Origin of the sequence: Hyphomicrobium sp., assembly GCF_019753045.1 — a bacterium.
Classification (GTDB): Bacteria; Pseudomonadota; Alphaproteobacteria; order Rhizobiales; family Hyphomicrobiaceae; genus Hyphomicrobium_B.
This window is the reverse complement of sequence record NZ_JAIELN010000020.1, coordinates 1-19018: the sequence shown is the minus strand read 5'-3', so window position 1 is coordinate 19018 and position 19018 is coordinate 1. Positions and strand designations below refer to the sequence as shown.

Annotated in this window: 20 protein-coding genes and 1 pseudogene; 14 read left to right on the top strand and 7 right to left on the bottom strand. The window is 57.9% G+C overall.

Annotation, left to right across the window (positions count from 1 at the left end):
- Positions 1 to 94 precede the first annotated feature (94 nt).
- The 5 genes from K2Q04_RS19195 to K2Q04_RS19175 all read left to right on the top strand — a co-directional run bounded on the left by K2Q04_RS19195 (position 95) and on the right by K2Q04_RS19175 (position 4381).
- Positions 95 to 1900: a TonB-dependent siderophore receptor gene (locus K2Q04_RS19195; RefSeq protein WP_291166530.1), complete on the top strand. Its 1806-nt coding sequence runs from the start codon at positions 95 to 97 to the stop codon at positions 1898 to 1900.
- A gap of 82 nt (positions 1901 to 1982) precedes the next feature.
- Positions 1983 to 2612: a hypothetical protein gene (locus K2Q04_RS19190; protein WP_291166528.1), complete on the top strand. Its 630-nt coding sequence runs from the start codon at positions 1983 to 1985 to the stop codon at positions 2610 to 2612.
- Positions 2613 to 2687: 75 nt separating this feature from the next.
- Entirely contained in the window at positions 2688 to 3503 is an 816-nt protein-coding gene (locus K2Q04_RS19185) for a TonB family protein (protein WP_291166526.1), read from the top strand.
- Positions 3504 to 3583: 80 nt separating this feature from the next.
- A complete protein-coding gene (locus K2Q04_RS19180; RefSeq protein WP_291166524.1) occupies positions 3584 to 4147 on the top strand; it encodes a hypothetical protein in 564 nt (187 codons plus the stop codon).
- An 18-nt stretch (positions 4148 to 4165) separates the two neighbouring features.
- Positions 4166 to 4381, top strand: coding sequence for a hypothetical protein (locus K2Q04_RS19175; protein ID WP_291166776.1), 216 nt, complete (start codon positions 4166 to 4168; stop codon positions 4379 to 4381).
- A gap of 31 nt (positions 4382 to 4412) precedes the next feature.
- On the opposite strand, the pseudogene K2Q04_RS19170 reads toward K2Q04_RS19175, so the two are convergent.
- Positions 4413 to 4502, bottom strand: a pseudogene (locus K2Q04_RS19170) (hypothetical protein); the annotation flags it as partial.
- A 195-nt stretch (positions 4503 to 4697) separates the two neighbouring features.
- On the opposite strand from K2Q04_RS19170, the gene K2Q04_RS19165 reads away from it, so the two are divergent.
- On the top strand, positions 4698 to 6971 hold the full coding sequence (locus K2Q04_RS19165) for a TonB-dependent receptor (RefSeq protein WP_291166522.1): 2274 nt from the start codon (positions 4698 to 4700) through the stop codon (positions 6969 to 6971).
- Positions 6972 to 7079: 108 nt separating this feature from the next.
- On the opposite strand, the gene K2Q04_RS19160 is transcribed toward K2Q04_RS19165, so the two are convergent.
- Complete coding sequence (locus K2Q04_RS19160; protein ID WP_291166520.1) at positions 7080 to 7241, bottom strand: hypothetical protein; 162 nt, start codon at positions 7239 to 7241, stop codon at positions 7080 to 7082.
- Between the two features lie 731 nt (positions 7242 to 7972).
- On the opposite strand from K2Q04_RS19160, the gene K2Q04_RS19155 reads away from it, so the two are divergent.
- Complete coding sequence (locus tag K2Q04_RS19155) at positions 7973 to 8602, top strand: response regulator transcription factor (protein ID WP_291166518.1); 630 nt, start codon at positions 7973 to 7975, stop codon at positions 8600 to 8602.
- Between the two features lie 230 nt (positions 8603 to 8832).
- Positions 8833 to 9240 (top strand): EF-hand domain-containing protein, encoded by a 408-nt coding sequence (locus K2Q04_RS19150; protein ID WP_291166516.1) that lies wholly within the window; start codon positions 8833 to 8835, stop codon positions 9238 to 9240.
- A gap of 107 nt (positions 9241 to 9347) precedes the next feature.
- On the opposite strand, the gene K2Q04_RS19145 is transcribed toward K2Q04_RS19150, so the two are convergent.
- Positions 9348 to 9875 carry a hypothetical protein gene (locus tag K2Q04_RS19145; protein ID WP_291166515.1) on the bottom strand — a complete coding sequence of 176 codons (528 nt, stop codon included), beginning with the start codon at positions 9873 to 9875 and terminating at the stop codon, positions 9348 to 9350.
- Between the two features lie 655 nt (positions 9876 to 10530).
- Between K2Q04_RS19145 and K2Q04_RS19140 the strand changes: the two genes are divergently transcribed.
- Complete coding sequence (locus K2Q04_RS19140; protein WP_291166513.1) at positions 10531 to 10863, top strand: hypothetical protein; 333 nt, start codon at positions 10531 to 10533, stop codon at positions 10861 to 10863.
- Positions 10864 to 10883: 20 nt separating this feature from the next.
- On the opposite strand, the gene K2Q04_RS19135 is transcribed toward K2Q04_RS19140, so the two are convergent.
- The gene (locus K2Q04_RS19135) at positions 10884 to 11087 is read right to left on the bottom strand and encodes a hypothetical protein (protein WP_291166511.1); all 204 of its coding nucleotides are present in this window, start codon (positions 11085 to 11087) and stop codon (positions 10884 to 10886) included.
- Positions 11088 to 11352: 265 nt separating this feature from the next.
- Between K2Q04_RS19135 and K2Q04_RS19130 the strand changes: the two genes are divergently transcribed.
- Positions 11353 to 11934 carry an HdeA/HdeB family chaperone gene (locus K2Q04_RS19130; RefSeq protein ID WP_291166509.1) on the top strand — a complete coding sequence of 194 codons (582 nt, stop codon included), beginning with the start codon at positions 11353 to 11355 and terminating at the stop codon, positions 11932 to 11934.
- Between the two features lie 281 nt (positions 11935 to 12215).
- Complete coding sequence (locus K2Q04_RS19125; RefSeq protein WP_291166507.1) at positions 12216 to 12473, top strand: hypothetical protein; 258 nt, start codon at positions 12216 to 12218, stop codon at positions 12471 to 12473.
- Positions 12474 to 12557: 84 nt separating this feature from the next.
- On the opposite strand, the gene K2Q04_RS19120 is transcribed toward K2Q04_RS19125, so the two are convergent.
- Complete coding sequence (locus K2Q04_RS19120; RefSeq protein ID WP_291166505.1) at positions 12558 to 12890, bottom strand: hypothetical protein; 333 nt, start codon at positions 12888 to 12890, stop codon at positions 12558 to 12560.
- A 190-nt stretch (positions 12891 to 13080) separates the two neighbouring features.
- Complete coding sequence (locus K2Q04_RS19115) at positions 13081 to 13338, bottom strand: hypothetical protein (RefSeq protein WP_092868458.1); 258 nt, start codon at positions 13336 to 13338, stop codon at positions 13081 to 13083.
- A 355-nt stretch (positions 13339 to 13693) separates the two neighbouring features.
- On the opposite strand from K2Q04_RS19115, the gene K2Q04_RS19110 reads away from it, so the two are divergent.
- The 3 genes from K2Q04_RS19110 to K2Q04_RS19100 all read left to right on the top strand — a co-directional run bounded on the left by K2Q04_RS19110 (position 13694) and on the right by K2Q04_RS19100 (position 17494).
- On the top strand, positions 13694 to 13951 hold the full coding sequence (locus K2Q04_RS19110; RefSeq protein WP_291166502.1) for a hypothetical protein: 258 nt from the start codon (positions 13694 to 13696) through the stop codon (positions 13949 to 13951).
- A gap of 198 nt (positions 13952 to 14149) precedes the next feature.
- Positions 14150 to 15241, top strand: a complete 1092-nt coding sequence (locus K2Q04_RS19105; protein WP_291166500.1) for a glycosyltransferase family 4 protein — start codon at positions 14150 to 14152, stop codon at positions 15239 to 15241.
- A 72-nt stretch (positions 15242 to 15313) separates the two neighbouring features.
- Positions 15314 to 17494 carry a glycogen debranching N-terminal domain-containing protein gene (locus K2Q04_RS19100; protein WP_291166497.1) on the top strand — a complete coding sequence of 727 codons (2181 nt, stop codon included), beginning with the start codon at positions 15314 to 15316 and terminating at the stop codon, positions 17492 to 17494.
- Positions 17495 to 17524: 30 nt separating this feature from the next.
- On the opposite strand, the gene K2Q04_RS19095 is transcribed toward K2Q04_RS19100, so the two are convergent.
- A partial coding sequence (locus K2Q04_RS19095) for an ABC transporter ATP-binding protein (RefSeq protein WP_291166495.1) occupies positions 17525 to 19018 on the bottom strand: 1494 nt, incomplete at its 5' end.

Sequence of the window (19018 nt, the reverse complement as noted above, 5' to 3'; positions counted from 1 at the left end):
AGTAAAAGCGCCGGAAACGGCGGTAAGTAAGACGCTAAAAGCAGCGCTTTTCTCTGTGGGCGCCGTGTTAGGTGCCGGTGCGGGGTTAGGGCCAGTGCGCGCGCAAGAGGTGACCGACCTCGAGGGCGTGACGATCTATTCGGCAAACCAAACGCCGACAGATGCCGCCAAAGTCGGCTCCACGGTCGAGGTGATCACCCAAAAGGAAATTGAAAGCCGTGGCCAGACCTATGTGAAGGACTATCTCGCGACACTGCCGGGAGTAAGCTTCTATCAGAATGGTCCGCCCGGAACGCAGGCGGGCATCTTTATTCGCGGTGCTGCGAGCAAGTACGTCAAAGTCCTCGTCGATGGAATGGACATCAGCGATCCGTCGGCTCCACAGACCGCGGTGTCGTTCGAGCACCTTCTCGTAGGTGATGTGTCCCGCATCGAAGTGGTCAAAGGTTCGCAAAGCACGCTGTACGGAGGCGATGCCGTCGGCGGTCTGATCAGCATCGAAACGAAGGCTGCGAAAAAGCCAGGATTTTCGCAGCAGGGCAACATCGAGGGCGGACAATACAATACCATCAACGGCGCTTACACGGCGGGCTATCTCGCCGCCAACGGTAGCAACATTGCGTTGTCCGTGCAGGGCGTCGGTACCGACGGCTTTTCCGCCTACGCATTTGGTCGAGAGGATGACGGCTCTCGCAACCTGACCTTCTCTGGCCGTGGCGAATACTTCCTCACACCCTCGTGGAAAGTGTTTTTTGCCGCGCGCGCGCTCGATGCCAAGTATAACTACGACGGTTACGCGCCCCCGACCTATTCATTCGGCGACACGCTCGACAACGGCACGACGACGCAACAAGTGGGTCGTGTCGGCACGGAATTCTCCTTGTTCAACGGAGCGTTCCAAAACACCCTAGCCATTCAAGGCATGGAGGTCCGCCGCGAGACCTTCAACGATAAGACTCGAACTGGCTGGTATGACGGCGATCGCATCAAAGGCGAGTACAAGGGCGTTCTGACGTTCAACGAAAAGCTATCGCTGCTTGCGGGCGCGGATTGGGAACGCACTGGCGCCTCGACGAGCAGCAACCCCAACCGCGCGACCGCAGATCTCAACGGCTATTACGCACAGCTGATGGCGGAGCCGATTCAGGGACTGGTGTTGACTGGCGGCGGCCGCATCGACGACCACAGTACGTTCGGAGATTTCGACACGTATCGTCTGACTGGTGCATATCTGGTGCCGGGGACCGAGACGAAGTTTCATAGCAGCGTCGGAACCGGCTTTCGTGTGCCAAGCCTATATGAGCTCTACGATCCCTACTATGGTCGTACGGACCTGCAGCCCGAAACGAGCTTCAGTTGGGATGCAGGCGTTGAGCAAGGCTTTGCCCATGGCCGATACAGGATCGGCGCGACCTATTTTGTGCTCGACACTGACAATCTGATTATGTGGGCTCCAAGCGGCTACTATAACGTGCCCGGCTTGACCCATCGGAACGGTGTCGAAGTGTCTGGCGCGGCGGTAATTTCATCAGGCCTGACATTGACCGCCGGCTACACCTACACCGACGCGACAGACGCTAGCGGTGCACGCCTAGTCCGCGTTCCGCGCCATGCATTCTCAGCTGGTGTCGATATCGTGCCGATGGACAAGGTCGCACTCAACGTGACGGCGCAGTATGTCGCCGACGTGATCGACAATTCCTTTGACGCGCGAGGCATTGTGGCGCTCACCGACTACGTCCTCGTCAATGCGAAGGCCTCTTACGAGTTCTCTCCCGGATGGAAAGTGTACGTCCGTGGCGAGAACTTGCTCGATGAGAAATATCAGACAGTGCTGGATTACGGCACACCTGGCGCGTCGGTTTATGGCGGTCTCTCAATGGCGCTGCCGAGCGACTGACGCGCGGAAGGCTCATGCGCGCAACTGTGCATGAGCCTTCCCTCCCGATCATGAAAATTGAACAGTGGTGATGAGGTCCGTCGTGTCGAATAATGTGCATGACATCACGCAACAACGGTTGGGGCTTGGCCCCGACCCATCGTCAGTTGACAGAAAAGCCGACGGATCTCCGAGCCGCGAATACTGGGAGCTGCCGCTGGATGAAGCGTTTCTGCAAGCTTTCTTGCGTGATGTGTTCCAGAACCATTGGCAAGGGCTCTGCTTCGGACCGCTCATTCAAGGGGCGGCGTATGAGCTTCGCTGTCCTGGACCCCCGACAAAGGTCTCACTGTTCGATGGATATCTGACCGTGATGTTCGAGCGGGGCGGCCACTTTCATCTGTGCATTGGGGAGAACAAAGGATCGGAGCGGTTTCCGGTTAGCGATGCCTTGCGAGCGCACCGGCGGCCGTCGAAGGCACGCATCTTTCGCGGCTTCGGCGCCGATGGCAAGCCGGTGACTTGGGGATTTGAAATGACGAATGGCAAGGACGAGCCAATGATTTCAATCTTTTTTCCAAACCCCTTTATCAACGAAGATGACAGTCTTTCGGAGACGCCCCAGTGGTCGCGTCTCGAGACGTGGCGGACCATTTCGAAAACATGGCTTGGTCGCGACGCTGAAGCGCTCGACAGCGATGGTAAGGGCTTCCGGGCGGGCGCCAGCCATTGAAGCCGTGAACGCCACATGATGGTCAGTGCAAAGATGCTTGGAGTTGGAACAAGACGTGGTCGAAAGGCGGCGGCGATGTGTGTTGGTGCGTTGTTGTCGCTCACGCTGCACGGCTCCGTGTTGGCTTCCTTCCTCTATTGGGTCGACCAGAAGCCGGGCGCTGTCGAGCAGCCGACCGAGGCTATCAGCCTTGAAGTTTTGAAGAGTGAAGTTTTGGAGACGGTGAAGGCATCACCATCGGTCGCGGCTGTCTCGGTGCAGTCAGTGGAAGCGACGAGCGGCGAGGTTGCGGAAAGCAGCGCGGCCGCGCGCCCAGTCGAAGTGAAGGAAACGCGCGAGGACCGGCCAGCGCACGACATTGAGGTACAGGTGACCGAACTTGAAGAGAGCTCGTCCGAGCCCGAGGGCATTGACGTGGTGCGCGGCGCGCTAGACAGCGAGATCGGCGCCGGCCTCGAGGTGACGGAAACGGAACCGAATCCAGCGGAGAAAGCAGTAAGGAAGCTACTCAAACGCCGGGAACTGCGCCCCGACCGAACGCGTCCGAGCGATACAAGGCAAAAAGGCGCGGCAAGCATCAGGGCCAGCAGCAGATCGAAGCAAAGCGCGGGCCGCATTTCGGCGAGCGCCGGGTCGGCCGTGAACTACGCGGCCCTCGTCCGGGCGCGGGTCGTGGCGCAGAAGCCTTCTGGCGGCGGCGATCACGGCACTGCCGTCGTGGAATTCAGCGTATCGGGATCCGGAGCGTTACGTTCGGCACGTATCGCGCGCTCCTCGGGCAATTCGAGTCTCGACGGGAGGGTTATGGTAGCAGTGCGCAACGCTGCTCCTTTCCCGCCGCCGCCGGCCGGTGCCAATTTGAATTTTGCCATGCCGTTTTATTTCAAATGAGCGCACCACGCGCCACCAAAGCAGTAGCAGAAAAGTAGAAGAGCAGCCTAAATGATCAAGACCCACAAATGGAGAAAGAGATGATCGGAGTTTCCCGTTCAAATGCGATGAACGACAAGGCGATTGTAACGCCGATGCTTTGGGTGGTGCTGATTGCGGTTTTGAGCGTCGTCGGCAGTTATGTCTTTGCCTGCGCGGCGCCATTTGCGGCGATCGGGGCATTGGCGGCACGTAAAATGGATCGCGGCACTGGCTTGACGCTCGTTATGTTGGCCTGGATCGCAAACCAGGTCGTCGGATATGGACTTCTGGATTATCCGCAAACCGCCAATTCGTTCGCCTGGGGAGCTGCCATTGGCGTTGCTGCCGTTGCAGGGTTCTTTGCCGCCCGCTCAATCGGCGCCATCGTATTAAGAAACTCGATAGCTACGATAGCAAGCTTGATCGCTGCTTTCGCCGTCTATGAGATTGCTCTTTATGCTGCCGGCTTTGTGATCGGCGGAGAATCCGGAGCCTTCTCTCTTGAGATCGTGACGCGCATTTTCATCGTCAATGTCGTTGCATTCGCCGCAGTGCTCGCCCTCTATCGCGTTGCTGAAGCGCGCCGTTGGAGCCATCCGAAGGAAGTCGCGGCTCACGCCTAGCGTCCGGCCGAAGCTTAGGTGAGCAGTTTTACCCGGCGCGGTTCCGACCGCGCCGGGTTTTTTGTTGCGACATGTGCGGTTCTCGCCGCCATGTATTTTTTGACCCAAATGAAATTATGGTTTGGAGTCGGCAGATATAAAATCGATGAGGCGGGTCAGTCGTCAAGTTACAGTAGCGGTATCGCTGTTGTCGAGCGGATGAAAATCGAAGCGCTCGTTCCTCTCCAAATTTGAGTGCGGGCCGGATCTCATCCCTCTTGCGCGTCTTGAGCCCGCAATCCGGATTGATCCAGATCTGCTCGGGTACGAGATGGGCGCGCGGCTTGCTGCAGATCAGCGTCTGCAGTGACCTCATAGGCCTCCACACCGCGAAGTTTGGCACGCATTCGGTGCGACGGACCCAAGCGGCGCTGATCTGCAGGCGATGCGAAACCCTCATGCCCCTTCGACATCCCAGGCCCTGGCGACGAGAAGGGACGTTGCCACTCATGTCGGATGTTATATTATACGATTAGCGACGCGTGGGCGTTTTCTGTTGGGGGTGTGGGGAATGAAGAGTCATATTTCTGTTGTAGCTGTTGTGTCGCTCGTATCGTTGAGTCCGGCGTTCGGCCAAGAGGCGGGGCATGAGCCACAGCTATCGTCGGCAAGCGGTCAATCGAACTCAGTTTCAAATCCGGCAAATCTTCCGCCAGTCATCGTCGCGGAACCCAAGAAGAAGCCGGCACCTACGGCGAAGCGTGTCGCCAAAAAGAATAACGCGCCGCAAGCGGAAACGGCCGCACAAAAGACAACTGCGAAACCTGTTCCGAGCCCTGAGGAATCTCTGCCGACGGCTTCGAGTGGCAATCTCTTGCCGCCTCCGGGAACGCTCATCACGCCTCAGGTTGGACTGAACGCAACCACCGTTACGACGGCGCCGAATTTATTGCCGACCCACGGTGCGACGATCACGGATACCTTGGACCAACAGCCAGGCGTTGCCGGGTCCGTATTCGCGCCGGGCGCCAATCGTCCGATCATCCGGGGTCTCGATAACAATCGTGTCCGAATCCAAGAGAACGGGATTGCGACAGGCGACGTTTCGGATATCAGCGAAGATCACGCCTACCCCATTGATCCCTACAGTGCGGATAGCGTGACGGTCGTTCGGGGGCCGGCGACGATACGCTATGGTTCTCAAGCTATCGGCGGTGTCGTGAGTGCCGAAAATCAGCGCATCCCGACGTACATTCCTTATAATGGCTTCAGCGGCGAGATCATGGGGGGACTGAGTTCCGTCGATGGCGGCCGTGACGGCGCCTTCAAGGCAACCGCAGGATCGCAGGGCTTCGCGATCCATGCCGACGGGTTCGATCGCAAATCGAACGATTACGACACACCAGATGGCAAACAGGCGAATTCCTTCGTCGACAGCCATGGAGCCTCGATCGGCGGATCGTTCATTTGGCACGATGGATTCTTCGGCGTCAGCTATACGCGGTTCGACAGCCTCTATGCCATTCCCGGCGTTGAATCCGCGGAAGCCAAATCGCGCATCGATATGGGGCAAGATAAAATCAACGCTAAGGGTGAGTGGCGTAATCCAGGGCTCGGACTCGCGGCGATCAGAACGTGGTTCGGATGGGACAACTACGCGCATAACGAGCTTGATTTCGATGCTGAGGAGAACGCGGACACGGTCGGCTCTCGCTTCACCAACAAATACACAGAAGCCCGGCTCGAAGCTCAATCGGTGCCGGTTGCCACGGGTATTGGCGCGCTCACCAGTACGGCGGGCATTCAAATCAGCAACCGGAAGCTCGTGGGCACGAGTTTCGAGGGCGACAGCCTGCTCGAGCCCAACACCACCGACGTCATCGGCGGCTACCTACTGGAGGAACTGCGCGTCACAGAACCGTTGAGGTTCCAGGCGGGCTTTCGCATCGAGCACGATAGCGTACACGGGACGATGTATGACGATATTTTCAACCCGACATCATCCGATCTCATCGGGCAACACAAAACATTCGACCCAAAAAGCGCCAGCCTTGGCCTTCTGTACGACCTGCCCTTCGGAGTCGTTGCGCGCTTGACCGGACAGTACGCGGAGCGGGCTCCCGTGGCGCAGGAACTCTTCTCCAAAGGCGCACATGACGTGACGGGCACGTTCGAAATCGGCAATCCCGATATCGGCATCGAAAAGTCGAAATCGATCGAGCTCGGCTTCGGCAAGACTTCAGGGCAATGGCGCTTCGACACCTCCGCCTATTACACGAAGTACGACGGATACATCTTCCGCGATCTCACCGGTGCAATGTGCGGTGACACCATCGGCACGTGCGGGAGCGGCGATCCTGGCAATGAGCTCAATGAGGTGATCTTCAACCAGCGTGACGCGACGTTCTATGGCGTCGAACTCGCAACTGAGTATGACGTCGGACACGTCCTGCGGGGGGTGTGGGGTCTCTCAGGTCAATATGATTTTGTGCACGCAAGGTTTTCCAACGGCGAGTATGTGCCGAGGATGCCGCCCCATCGCATTGGCGGCGGCCTTTACTACCGCGACGACGCCTGGCAGGCGAAGATTTCTTCTCTGTATGCGTTTTCACAGGATGAAATCGCACCAAACGAGACCCCGACCGCCGGTTGCACGCTGGTCAACGCCGAGGTGAGTTACACAATGGCGTTGGATGCGCGCGACCCCGTCGCTCCTCGAATGACTATTGGGCTCAAGGGCGAAAACCTTTTGAATGATTACGTAAGAGACAGCACGTCGTTCAAGAAAGATGAGGTGCTGCAGGCTGGCGCGAATGTGCGCTTGTTCGGCAGACTTGCGTACTGAGCCGTCACCGATGGCCATGTTTGTGGCGCAGTCGTCTCAAGACGATCGTTCACCCTGATGCAACGATTGAATAAGGGCCGCGACCAAATCCGATCGCGGCCCTTCGGTTTAATGTCTCAGAATGTGGACGATCATGAGCAATTCAATGCTCGCCACAAATCCCAATATCCAGATCAGCAGAAGGCGAGCTCCGAGCTTTTCGATGAGCTGCGCCTCTCGCTCGGAGATTTCCGGCCGCGAAGGTTCAGTCGTTGAGTTGATGTCATCCATGACGTTTGTCCGTGTTGAGGCATGCGCTATCGAGCGTCGATCCGAAGACGACACTTAGCGTGCGTGCTGTGTTCAAAGGATTGAGGAAGGTTGATCCGGATCAGCCTAAAGGTGGCGCGCGCGGATCATGCGACGTTCGTTCGAGATAATACGCACCGAGCCCGCAAGAACGCGGCGTGTGGCTCACGCACAAGAGCTGCGATGGCCGCGCGGAGAATGCAGTGTCCGGGCTCGTAGAGCTGAACTGCTTCGATCCTCCGGCCGGCTTTATGAAAGAGTGCGAACTCGGAACGACCTGCACGCGCGAAGGCGAGAGGAACCTGGCGTCCTTCTCGCTCCAAAGGGAGGCGAGTTGTGTTCCCGCTTCGACGTGACGTTGGGCAGCATTGGTCGCTTGCAGCGTGCCGACGGCAAAACACGCCCAAATGAAAATTTGGATTAGCGACCTGATTGACATAGGCGGCTTTTAGCAGAGTGAGATCGGCATTTCCACGTCGATGCCTGGGCATAGCGAAGCCCCATCGTTGAGTTTACGTCGCACTCGGGAGCCACTCGAACCAGCCATCGCGCGGGGTGCGGCCCAACCTCGACAAGGAACATTAGCGAGATTGAGACGCAGCAGAATGAACATCAACGTCTCGCTATCGGAGGCGGGAAAAAATCCCTGCAAAATCAGCATTGATAATAGCTTATCGCTCGCTAGAACGAAATCATGTCAGCAAGTCAGGTGAGTGCGAACAGCCGTGAAGCTTCTCGTCGTGGAGGACCACCCGATCGTCATCGCCGGTTGTCGCGCCTTGTTCCCGAAGGATGACGGAGTGACGATGGTGGAAGCAAGGACGGCTTCAGCGGCGCGCATCGCGATGAAGGAAGAAGCGCCCGACGTCAGCGTCATCGATATCAATCTTCCGGATGGCTCCGGCCTGGAATTGACTCGGGAATTCGTAGCCCAAGATCCAGACGTGCGGATTGTCGTCTTCTCCATGAGCGACGCACCGATGCTCGCCATACAAGCCATCGAATGCGGGGCAAAAAGCTATGTCAGCAAGAATGGCAACCCATTCGATCTGAGGGACGCTGTCCTTGCGGTTGCGCGCGGAGACACCTGGATATCGGATGATCTCACTCAGGAGATGGCGTTGCTTCGGGCTAGTGCGCGCGGAACGACGTCATTGCTGAGCGATCGCGAGCACCTGGTGCTCAGAATGCTGGCGAGTGGCCGGAGCATGGCCGAAATCGCCAATGACATTTCGGTTTCTTATAAGACGGTTGCGGCCGATTGCGCGGCGCTTCGCACGAAGTTCAGCGCACGGACGTCGTCCGAAATGGTTCGAATTGCGGTCGAGTTGAAGCTCATCTGACAAGCGGCGCTCTCGCCCTCAACTCGTCGGTTCGGCGCAAATGAAGCTCCGGCTTGAGAGCATTTATGAGAATTATTCCCGATTTTTCTTCCGAAATATCACCTTAGAGCGGGAATTTATCCTCTGCTAAGGTGCAACTAGTGACGCGTGCTGGGAATTCATCCTGAACTTGCAGAGTGGATCGCCATGGATTTGCGACGATCGCGATCCACGAACAGGAGGTTATTCGAATGAACGTGAAGTTGTTGAGCGCCGCTGCGCTGATGGCTGTCTCCGGGATCATTTGCGTCAATCACTCTACCCCGCTCCTGGCGGCTTCCTCATCCCTTACGGCCCTCGATCCCGATAACGACGGTACGATCGATGTAACCGAGGCAAAAGCAGCGGGAGCGAAGGTTTTTGCTAAGCTCGATCCCGATAACGACGGCACTTTGGATGCGAAGGAGCTGTCCGGCCGGGTTGACGAGGCTGCCCTCAAGTCTGCCGACCCCGACAGCGACGGAACCATCGACCAAAAAGAATACGACACGCTGATCGAAGCGCGCTTCAAGGCCGCCGATCCCGACAACGATGGAACGCTTGACGACAAAGAGCTCACCACAGATGCCGGGAAATCATTCTTGCTTCTGGTCGAATAATTTCTTGGCCGCCTGGTCTGCAGGCAAGTCGCAACCAGGCGGCCCCTTTCTCAAGTTGTCGAAGATCTCGTTAGTCCGAAACGCGGCAAGGTTTTTTCGCACGCTGCCTAGTGCGGCCGGTTATCGCGTTTGGCCTGGGCTCGCGCATTGGCCTTCAAGATGCTGCCAACTTTGCTGCCCGGAGTGCGAACGCGCTTTGGCCGCGCGCCTTTAGCTTGTTGGCCCGGGTTCGCCGTTGGGTCGCCCTGCGGATGATGAGTAAATTGGCTCGCGCGGTGGAGAGCCAACGCGCGGTGCGCAGCTTCCACGTTCTGCGCGCGGACATCTAAGTTGTGAAGACGCGCCCGTTCCTTTTTCACGACCTTGAGAGCGTGCGCAAATACCTGCTTCCGCTTCGCCGGTTGGTCGGCGGTTCCCGGAAAACTCTTGCCCCGAGGTTCTGCCGTTCCCTTCGCCTCGCGGCGTTTTTGGCGAGCAAATGTTTTCGCCTTCTCGCGATAGCCCTCGAGCCGCAAAGCGAGATTTCTGAGACCGTCGCGGTCCAACGCATAAATCGCCGGATGGTAGGCCGATTTCACGGCCTCGTATTCCTCATGGTTCAGCAGGCTCTTTGCGTCTTTTTCGGAAATGGACATGCCGCACCTCAAAATCAGAGAGAGGCCCCCCAGACTCCGGTGGGGCGCGACGAGGCTATCAAGAAGCGGCGCCCGATCAGCCGCTCCGACGCTTCGTCGTTAATGGAGCGTAGGGGAAGTGTTCAAGTCGGGAACGCTAAGTCCCTGGCCCACATCCAAAGGACCGATTTTACCGAGGGGGCGCTCGGGGTTCGCGCTTTCTGAGAGCGATGCCGCTCGACTTAGCCGTGCAGCGTGTGGCAGACACGGGCTTTCGGTGATCGGAGGTCCTATGCATCGCCACGTCAGACTCTTTGCCATCGCTTGCATCCTGATCGCGATTGGCTTCGTGGCCGGCCGCTTCATTATGTACAACCAGGTTGCGCACTACGACGCCACCCATCCGTGACCGTGACCGTCGGTCCAAGGCGGCTTCACGCAAGCACGGCGATCAGCGGACCTTGAACGCACTTTTGCAGAGCGTTGTCGGCAAGTTCGGTTGGCGCGATGAAGTCTATTCGGAGCTGCGCCAATCACAGTTGCCCTCTTCCGGACTCACAGAAATTTTCACGGCTCTGTCTTTTCCCGATTGTCACCTCACGGGCCGCCGATAGATTGATCTGACGGACCGCGGAACAACCCGCTCCTGAGGCCGGGAGGCTCAGAGGTACCCATCATGGGAAGCTACAGGGCAATCGTCATCGTCGAGCGCTCGAGCAATCATCGAATGCGGTTTTGCGATGCGCGCCAAAAGCGAAACGGCAGCGCATACGTCTTCGGATCATACGGCCACGCACTCGAGTTCGTGCGGACGACGAAGGCCGCTTCAGTCGTCATTGAGTTCGACGTCGAAACCGACACGTTGGACTTCTGCGACGCCGTCAAGGCACTTGAGGTTCCGGTCGTGGTCTCGGCCAACAGTTTGGAGCCTCGCGACCTATCGCAATACGGGATAAGCGGATCGGACGTATTCTATCCGGCGCACCCGAGCCGAAGAAGAGCGTCCTGAAGCACCGGTCGCGTCCGCCGCTATGGCTTGTCAGGGCGTTTGGGGACAAGGCTCGAACCTGCGAGCATTTTGCGGACGACCTCGATCGCGGATTTCGTCGCCTCGATATGACCTGGCGCTTGAGCCGGACCGCCCTTCAGGCGCTCCGCAAATGACAAAGCTTGCCGCTCTCTAATATCCTTCGAGACGCGGAAATCGACCCAAATAACATTGTCTCTAAACATGCCACCGGCGCCTCTTACGCTGTGCTTCATTGCAACGAGTGCAATCTGCGTGCCTCGCTAGGGCAGGTGCTTCTTGGCTCGTGGTTGAATCGGTTCGTCACTGTCCAATCCTCAACGATCGGCTGGCGAAAGCTGATCGGTGTCCACGCGATCTAACCTCCCTATTGGTTAATCTCTCTGAGATAAGAAGCCTCGGCTCGGGGATCTTCCCGCGTCGCGGCCTGCAGGCAGTGCGTCGGTCGGTGAGCCAATCGGGGACTGTTCTATGAAGCGTATCTTCCTTTCAGTATTGTCGTCGCTGTTTCTCTTGTCGGTGTTTTCGCTCGCAGCGTCCGCCGATCCAATCGACGTATCGACGATCAGCTGCGAGAAACTCGCTTCGGCCTACGCAGCAAAGACGAAGGATGATATTTCGTTCGTGAACGGCATACTGAATTGGATGGGCGGATACCACGCGACCGCCGATCAGGGCACCGTCGTCGATTGGGACAAACTCTCGGACTCATTCAACAAAACCGTTGAATTTTGCTCCGAGCACCCGGGCATCGGCGTGCTGTCGGCGACCGAAAAATTCATGGGCGAAAATATCGAAGACGCGAGCCCTGAGAGCGTCGACCTCGCTATCGTGACGTGCGAGACGGTTCTGACGAACAAGGACGTCCAGAAAAACATCGGCGATACATTCATGTGGCTCGCCGGCTATCACGCTAGCTACAACAATGGCTCGACGATTCTGGATATCGAGAAGTTCATCAAGCAAACGAGCGACATCGCCGATTACTGCGCGGCCAATCCGAAGATGAGCTTGGTAACGGCCGCCGAGAAATTCATGAGTGAAAGCGAGTAGGCCTTCTACTTGAGATGATTCGGAATGGGGCGGCTTTCCCGCTCCTTTTCCTATTTCCTTTTTCGGCGGTCATTCGATTTATTCGTCGGGCTAGGCCCGGCGTATTTCTGACCGGGTTCTTTCTCGACCTGATCGGCGGAATAAACCTCTAATTAACGACCGCACCCACCTTACGAAACTGTATGTCAAAACGGCTCATTTGTTCATCTACGTGACAGGCAAACCACCTTATGACCTGGGCACCACGTCGATGAGACGTTTCAAAACTCAGGAGCCAAAAAATGAAGACAGCTTTGACAGTGGCGATGGCCGCAGTCGCGATGATGCTTGGCGCAGGCGTTGCAGGCGCAGCCGAGAAGGTCGTGAAGCATACGCATCATTCCCATCATCAGGCCCATGCGACGCATAAGTCTGGAAAGCACTATGCCTCGAAGCACACCCACAAGCACATCGCTTCGAAGCCCGGCAAGAAGCACTATGCATCGAAGCATACGCATAAGCACCTCGCCGCAAAGCGCACGCACAAGCCTGCTGCTTAACGATCAATGAGGTGAGCGGCACCCGCCTCTCACCTCGTTTTCTTCGGCGCATTTTGCGACGATCCCGCGGTATCTCGCCTTAACTCAGCAACCGTAGTCCTGCATGCAGCGGCCGTATTTGCCGCCATCCGTTCCCCACTGCTCGAAGCAAGCGTTTCGCGCTTCGCGACAGCGATTGGGGGCCGGACCAGGAGCCGGCTGGTTGCCATAACCCATTGCTTCCCACGGGACGTCGACGATCACGCCGACATCCGAACCACCCCATCGGCCGCCGCCACGACCACCGCCGCCGCCACCATGTCCATCCGTCTTCCACACGATGGAATTGTCCATCAGCGGGATCACGCCGACGGAAGCGGCCATCGCGCTGCTCGCGATGGTCACGCAAGCTGCGAAAGCGATTGCAATTGTCTTCACGGTTTCTCTCCAACTGACGTGGCGATGCAAACGGCATCGTTGAGCACAATGATTGCTGCTGCCTATCAATCGCTCGGCCGAGAGGGAGGTATTTGGGCGCAGGGTTTCGGGGGCTCGAATGAGCGCCCCAAAGGAGGACGAATCCCGGGCATCGGCCCCGAGGCCTAAGAGCGTCTTCTGGCCCGCGGGTTCAGTCGCGCGCGCTTTGCAGAATGGCGTCGCTCAACATTTGCGATAGCCCGATCAGCTCATGCAGGCCCGTTTTGTCGTCCTGCAAAATTCCGAGCGTGACGTTCTGGCCGTCGGTGTCCACACTTGCGTAGCAAATCGCTTTGAGATCGCCGCATTCCGCGCGAGCTAAAAGCTCCTTCAATCCGGCGATAATTCGCTGCTTTTCTTCCAACTCTTTCTTTGCGCGCTCGCCACTCAGAAGAACCAGTTTTCCCATAGGCTCACCTTCCGCATCAGCAACAGAAGTTCAGACCAAAGTCATGCTGGCACGCGTCGGCCATGGTCGTCTTCAGCGCTCTCGCTATTTCGCCCTCTTTTTGGGTCATCGGAAGACAGTTGCTAAAGCAAGTGTTACACGGCGGACTCGCCGTCCACTTGGAGCAGAGCGGGATGATCGGTGGCGATGACAAATCTTGGGCGCCCTCTTCACCGAGCGCGCGGGATGCGCCGCCGAACCCGCAGTTTCGCAATCAGACGCAACCCGGTTTTCAAAGGATGCATGGGGGCCCGGCGTCCGGAGGCGTTGCCACCATGCGCGGCACGCATTATCGATCGGGGAAACGGAGGGGAAGATGAAAACAATTCTCGCAACTGCCGCGCTCGCGTTGTTCGCCGCGTCGCCTGCCTTTGCGCAAACGCGGCTTCGCACGCCGACCCCGAACTCCAATGCGCCGATGATTAGAATTCCCCCGTCGAGCCTTCCCGGTACCGGCGTGTCCGAACTGAATACATCCTCGCCCGAGGCCACGTACCCGAAGCCGATAAAGCAAGACTACGACCCGCTGTTCAATGACCCGACGCAGCGGAACCCGAGCCTCCGCAAACGCTAGTTGTTGCCCTCGAGACGCGGGGCCATGACGGAGATGTCCTTCATGGACCGAAGCGTCTGGCGGAAGCCTTTTGGCGCTGGCGCTGCGAAATGCATGCACACTGACGATCTCTGCCGGTGGTCAGCACGCCGCACGTAATCCGGGAACGAATCAAGTGCCGCTACGTTGAACTTTCCGAACACGGGAAGGACCCAACGCATGAAGATTGCACAGGTTGCGCCCTTGATTGAGAGCGTCCCGCCAAAACTATACGGGGGAACCGAGCGCGTTGTTTCCTATGTCACCGAAGAACTCGTGACCCAAGGGCACGAGGTAACGCTCTTCGCAAGCGGTGACTCCATAACGTCGGCCAAGCTGGTGCCCTGTTGCGAAAAATCGCTTAGGTCCAATCCCGCCGTACGCGATCCAATTCCTTATTACATGATGATGGTCGACAAAATTCGCCGCATGGCCTCGACCTTCGATATCATCCATTTTCACATCGATCAGTTCCAGTTTCCGGTCTTTCGGACGATCGCGCACAAAACGCTGACGACACTTCACGGACGCCAGGATCTTCCGGACCTGCAGCTCCTCTATCGCGCGTTTCCCGAGATGAGCCTCGTTTCCATTTCGGATTCCCAGCGTGAGCCAGTGCCCTACGCCAACTTCGCCGGAACGGTCTACCACGGCCTGCCTGACGATCTGCACCGTCCGACATTCGATCCGCGCGGCGGCTATCTCGCTTTCTTGGGGCGCATCTCCCCCGAAAAGCGGCTTGATCGTGCGATTGAAATCGCTCGCGCCGCGGGCTTCCCGCTCAAAATCGCGGCCAAAGTCGATGCGGTAGACGTCGAATATTTCAAGGCCACGATCAGACCTCTGCTTCACGGTGATGACATACACTTCGTTGGCGAGATCAACGATCGGGAGAAGACGAAATTTCTCGGAGAAGCGTCCGCATTACTCTTTCCGATCGACTGGCCGGAACCTTTTGGCATGGTGATGATTGAGGCAATGGCCTGCGGCACTCCGGTTCTCGCCTTCGACCGTGGGTCAGTCAGAGAAGTTGTCGACGAGGGCGTAACAGGCTTCATCGTGGATGATGTCGAAAGCGCCGTCGCAGCGTTGCCCGGCGTCCTATCACTCGATCGCAGGCGCATTCGCCGTCGGTTCGACGAGAGATTTACAGCTGCATCGATGGCTCAAGCTTACGTTGCGCTTTACGAGCGCGCTCCTGCTGCGACCGGCCGCTTACCGGCCTCGCGCAGCGATGAAGTCCGTCCCGTCCACGAGACCCTCGTCAACTGACGCAGTGGCACTTGCCACTTTAAGCGCCTAACATAGCGCTTCGGCGTGGTCTTTTTTTAACGGAGTTTTCGGATGGCAATTGCGCCATCACGGCAGCCGGATCATCCGCCTGAACACGAGCCTGAGCACATCCACGCTGAGGCCGATAGTTCGCCGCGAGCCCACGAAACACTGAAGCACGACGATGCTTTTGTTGTCGTCGATACGCATGGGGACATCGGCGCATTTGGCAATCACGGAGATGGCTTCTTCTTTAACGACACGCGGTACCTATCGCGCCTCGAGCTGCTGATAGCGAGGCGCCCACCGTTGCTTCTCGGTTCGACCCTCGACAAGAACGACCTTCAGCTCTGCGCCGACCTCACGAATACCGATGTCTACTCGAACGGTTCGCTATGGCTTCATAAGGACGTCGTCCACGTTTTCAGAACGACATACGTCCGCGATGCAAGCTTGCGGCAACGGCTTGTTTTCACGAACCACGCGAATGTTGATCTTTATTTGCCGGTATCAATCTTTTTCGACAGCGATTTCTTGGACATCTTCGAAGTGCGCGGTATGCGCCGCGAGAAGCGTGGAACGGTCCGCCGAACGACGGACACGCCGAATACCGTCAGTTTCAGCTATACGGGGCTGGATCGCATCGTTCGGAAAACGTCCGTTCATATGAATCCCGAGCCGATGTCTCTGAAAGAGACATCGGCATTCTTTCGGCTGCACATCCCGGCGAAGCAGTCGCGACGCATCTACGTGAGCGCGTTGGCCGAGGGCGATCGCCTCAGTCCACCGTGCTCTTATGTGAAGGGATTGCACGATGCGTACCTGCACCTCCGCCGAACCGAGATGCAGGCGGCAAGCATTGAGGTTTCACATCCCGATCTCAATCATGTGCTGAAGCGTTCGATGGCGGATTTGCGCCTGTTGATCACGCATACCGCAGACGGCCCGTATCCCTACGCGGGAACGCCTTGGTATTCGACGACTTTCGGCCGGGACGCGCTGATAACGGCGCTTCAGGTGCTATGGATCGATCCATCCATCGCTCGCGGAGTGCTTCGTCGGCTCGCCCGTTTTCAGGCAAGCGAACACGATGCGGCAGCCGACGCTCAGCCCGGAAAAATTCTCCACGAAATGCGAAACGGCGAAATGGCGTCGCTGCGCGAAGTTCCTTTTGGTCTCTACTATGGCAGCGTCGATTCGACCCCGCTCTTCGTTGTCTTGGCTGGAGCCTACATTGCGGCGACAGACGACAAGAAATTCCTTAGCGAAATCTGGCCGGCGGTCCTCAAGGCTCTCGAATGGATAAACGGCCCTGGCGATCCGGACGGCGACGGGTTCGTCGAATACGCACGCGAAACCGAAGATGGATTGTCGAACCAGGGATGGAAAGACAGTCACGACTCGATCTTCAACAAGGATGGAAGCCTCGCAGAGGGGCCACTCGCGCTGGTCGAAGTGCAAGGCTATGTGTACGAGGCCAAGATTGTTGCCGCGCGCATGGCCTCAATGCTTGGCGATGATGCGTTGAGCCGCCGCCTGAAGGCCGAAGCTGTCGATCTGCAGAGAAAATTCGAGGAGAAGTTTTGGTCGTCGGACATCGGCATGTACGCGCTTGCGCTCGATGGCCGCAAAAATCGTGTCGACGTCCGATCGAGCAACGCCGGTCACGCACTGAGTTCCGGCATCGCCAGTTCGGACCGGGCATCGCGCGTCATTAAGCAGATGTTGGACGCGACCTTCTTCTCTGGCTGGGGCATCAGAACGATCGCGACCACCGAAGCCAGATACAACCCGATGTCCTACCACAACGGGTCGATATGGCCGCACGACAACGCGATGATTGGTGCAGGTTTCGCGCGCTACGGAAAGTCAGAGCAGATCGAATCCGTATTCAACGGGCTGCTCGATGCTGCTCTCAACATGTCCCAAGGCAGACTGCCCGAGTTGTTCTGCGGCTTTCGGCGACGGGCTGGGCGCGCGCCGATTCTTTATCCGGTGGCATGCTCGCCGCAAGCCTGGGCGAGCGGCTCGATGCCCTATCTCTTGGGGTCGTTGCTGGGTATCGAAATCGACGGCGCTTCGCGGACCGTAACGCTGAACTCTCCTCATTTGCCGGAGAGAGCAGGTGAGATAACGGTGCGAAATATACGTGCCGGCGAAGGGGCCGCCGATTTTGTCTTGCGACGGAAAAACGACGACGTGACGATCGATGTCACGAACTGCATCGGTGGCGCGAAAGTCGTCTTGGCATAGATCCGCTCTCAACGTCCGTCGGCCAATCCCTTACGCTGCCGCCGATTTGAGGCGCCGAACTTCGAGATCGACGAGCGATTTGTAAGCGCCGGCCTTGCTGATCAAGGTTTCGGGCGTATCGTCTTGCACCACCTTACCGTTCTGAATGACGACGATGCGGTCAAAATTCCGGAGCGTCGAAAGACGGTGCGCAATGGCAATAACCGTCCTTCCGTTCATCAGCGTCGTGAGAGCCTCTCTGATCAACTCTTCCGAATGACTGTCGAGCGAAGACGTCGCCTCGTCGAGAAGGAGGATCGGCGCATTCTTCAGAAATGCCCGCGCGATCGCAACCCGTTGCCGTTGTCCGCCTGAGAGTTTCGCGCCGCGGTCGCCGACGATCGTGTCGAGGCCTGCCGGCAGCTGCTCGATGAAGTTCTCGCACCGCGCCATCCGGGCCGCTTCCATAACCTCATCATCGCGCGCGCCGGGTCGCCCATAGCGAATATTCTCCCGGAGCGTACGATGGAAAAGGCTCACGTCCTGAGGGACGACGGCAATGGCTTTGCGGAGAGCGTCGTCTGGCAACAACGCGCCGACTTCGCCATCAATCAGAATTGCGCCGGATTGAACGTCATAAAATCTCTGGATGAGCGAAAAGATCGTCGATTTCCCTGCGCCTGACGGCCCGACGATACCAACACGCGTTCCAGGCTCGATCTTGAGATTCAACGCCGAGAAGACTTGCTTGCCATCGGGATAGGCAAAACCGACATCACGGAACTCCACCGCTCCGCGCGCCGCAGCCACACGCTTCGCGGATGAAATGACCGGGAGCGCGTGCGGCGTCAGGAGCGTCCGCAAGGCTTCCGAAAAGCGCGCCAGGTGCTGCGTGACGTCAACGAGAGCAACGGCCAGATCGCGCGTAGCACTCAAAATGGAAATCCCGAGTGTCGAGACGAGCACGACGTCGCCGGCGGTCGCCTCGCCTCGCTGCCAAAGAACGATTGACCAAGCGAGAACGCAACACGTCAGCACTGCCGTTGCGATAGCGTGAAAAATTCTGAGCCGTTCGAGGAAATATAAGCTTTCCTTCCGTGCGCGCACCTCGCGGCTGATGACGCCCCCGAGACGGCGATGCTCGCTGCGCATGCGCCCGAAGGCCTTCACCACCGAAATATTCGAGATGACGTCGATCATGTCGCCATCGACGTTTGCGGCTTCGCGCGCATAGGCGTGGTGAAGCGGCGTGCCGCGAGCTGCCCAGTAGAACATGAAGACGACAATAACCCCGACGACGCCGGTCAACGTCAACGCCATCGCGACACTCACGGTCGTGAGATAAATGATGGCGACGACGGTCGCGACCAGCGGCGGCATGGCATTGAACGTAACCATGGTCTCGGTCGTATAGAGCGCGTTTGCGGTGGCTGTGATTCTGCTCGTGAGAGCGCCGGGCGCCTGCCCTTGAAAAAAGCTCGGAGCGTGACCCGTCAAATGCCGGAAGAGCTTTCGCCGCACGCGCCCGGAAACGCCGGTAAAGGT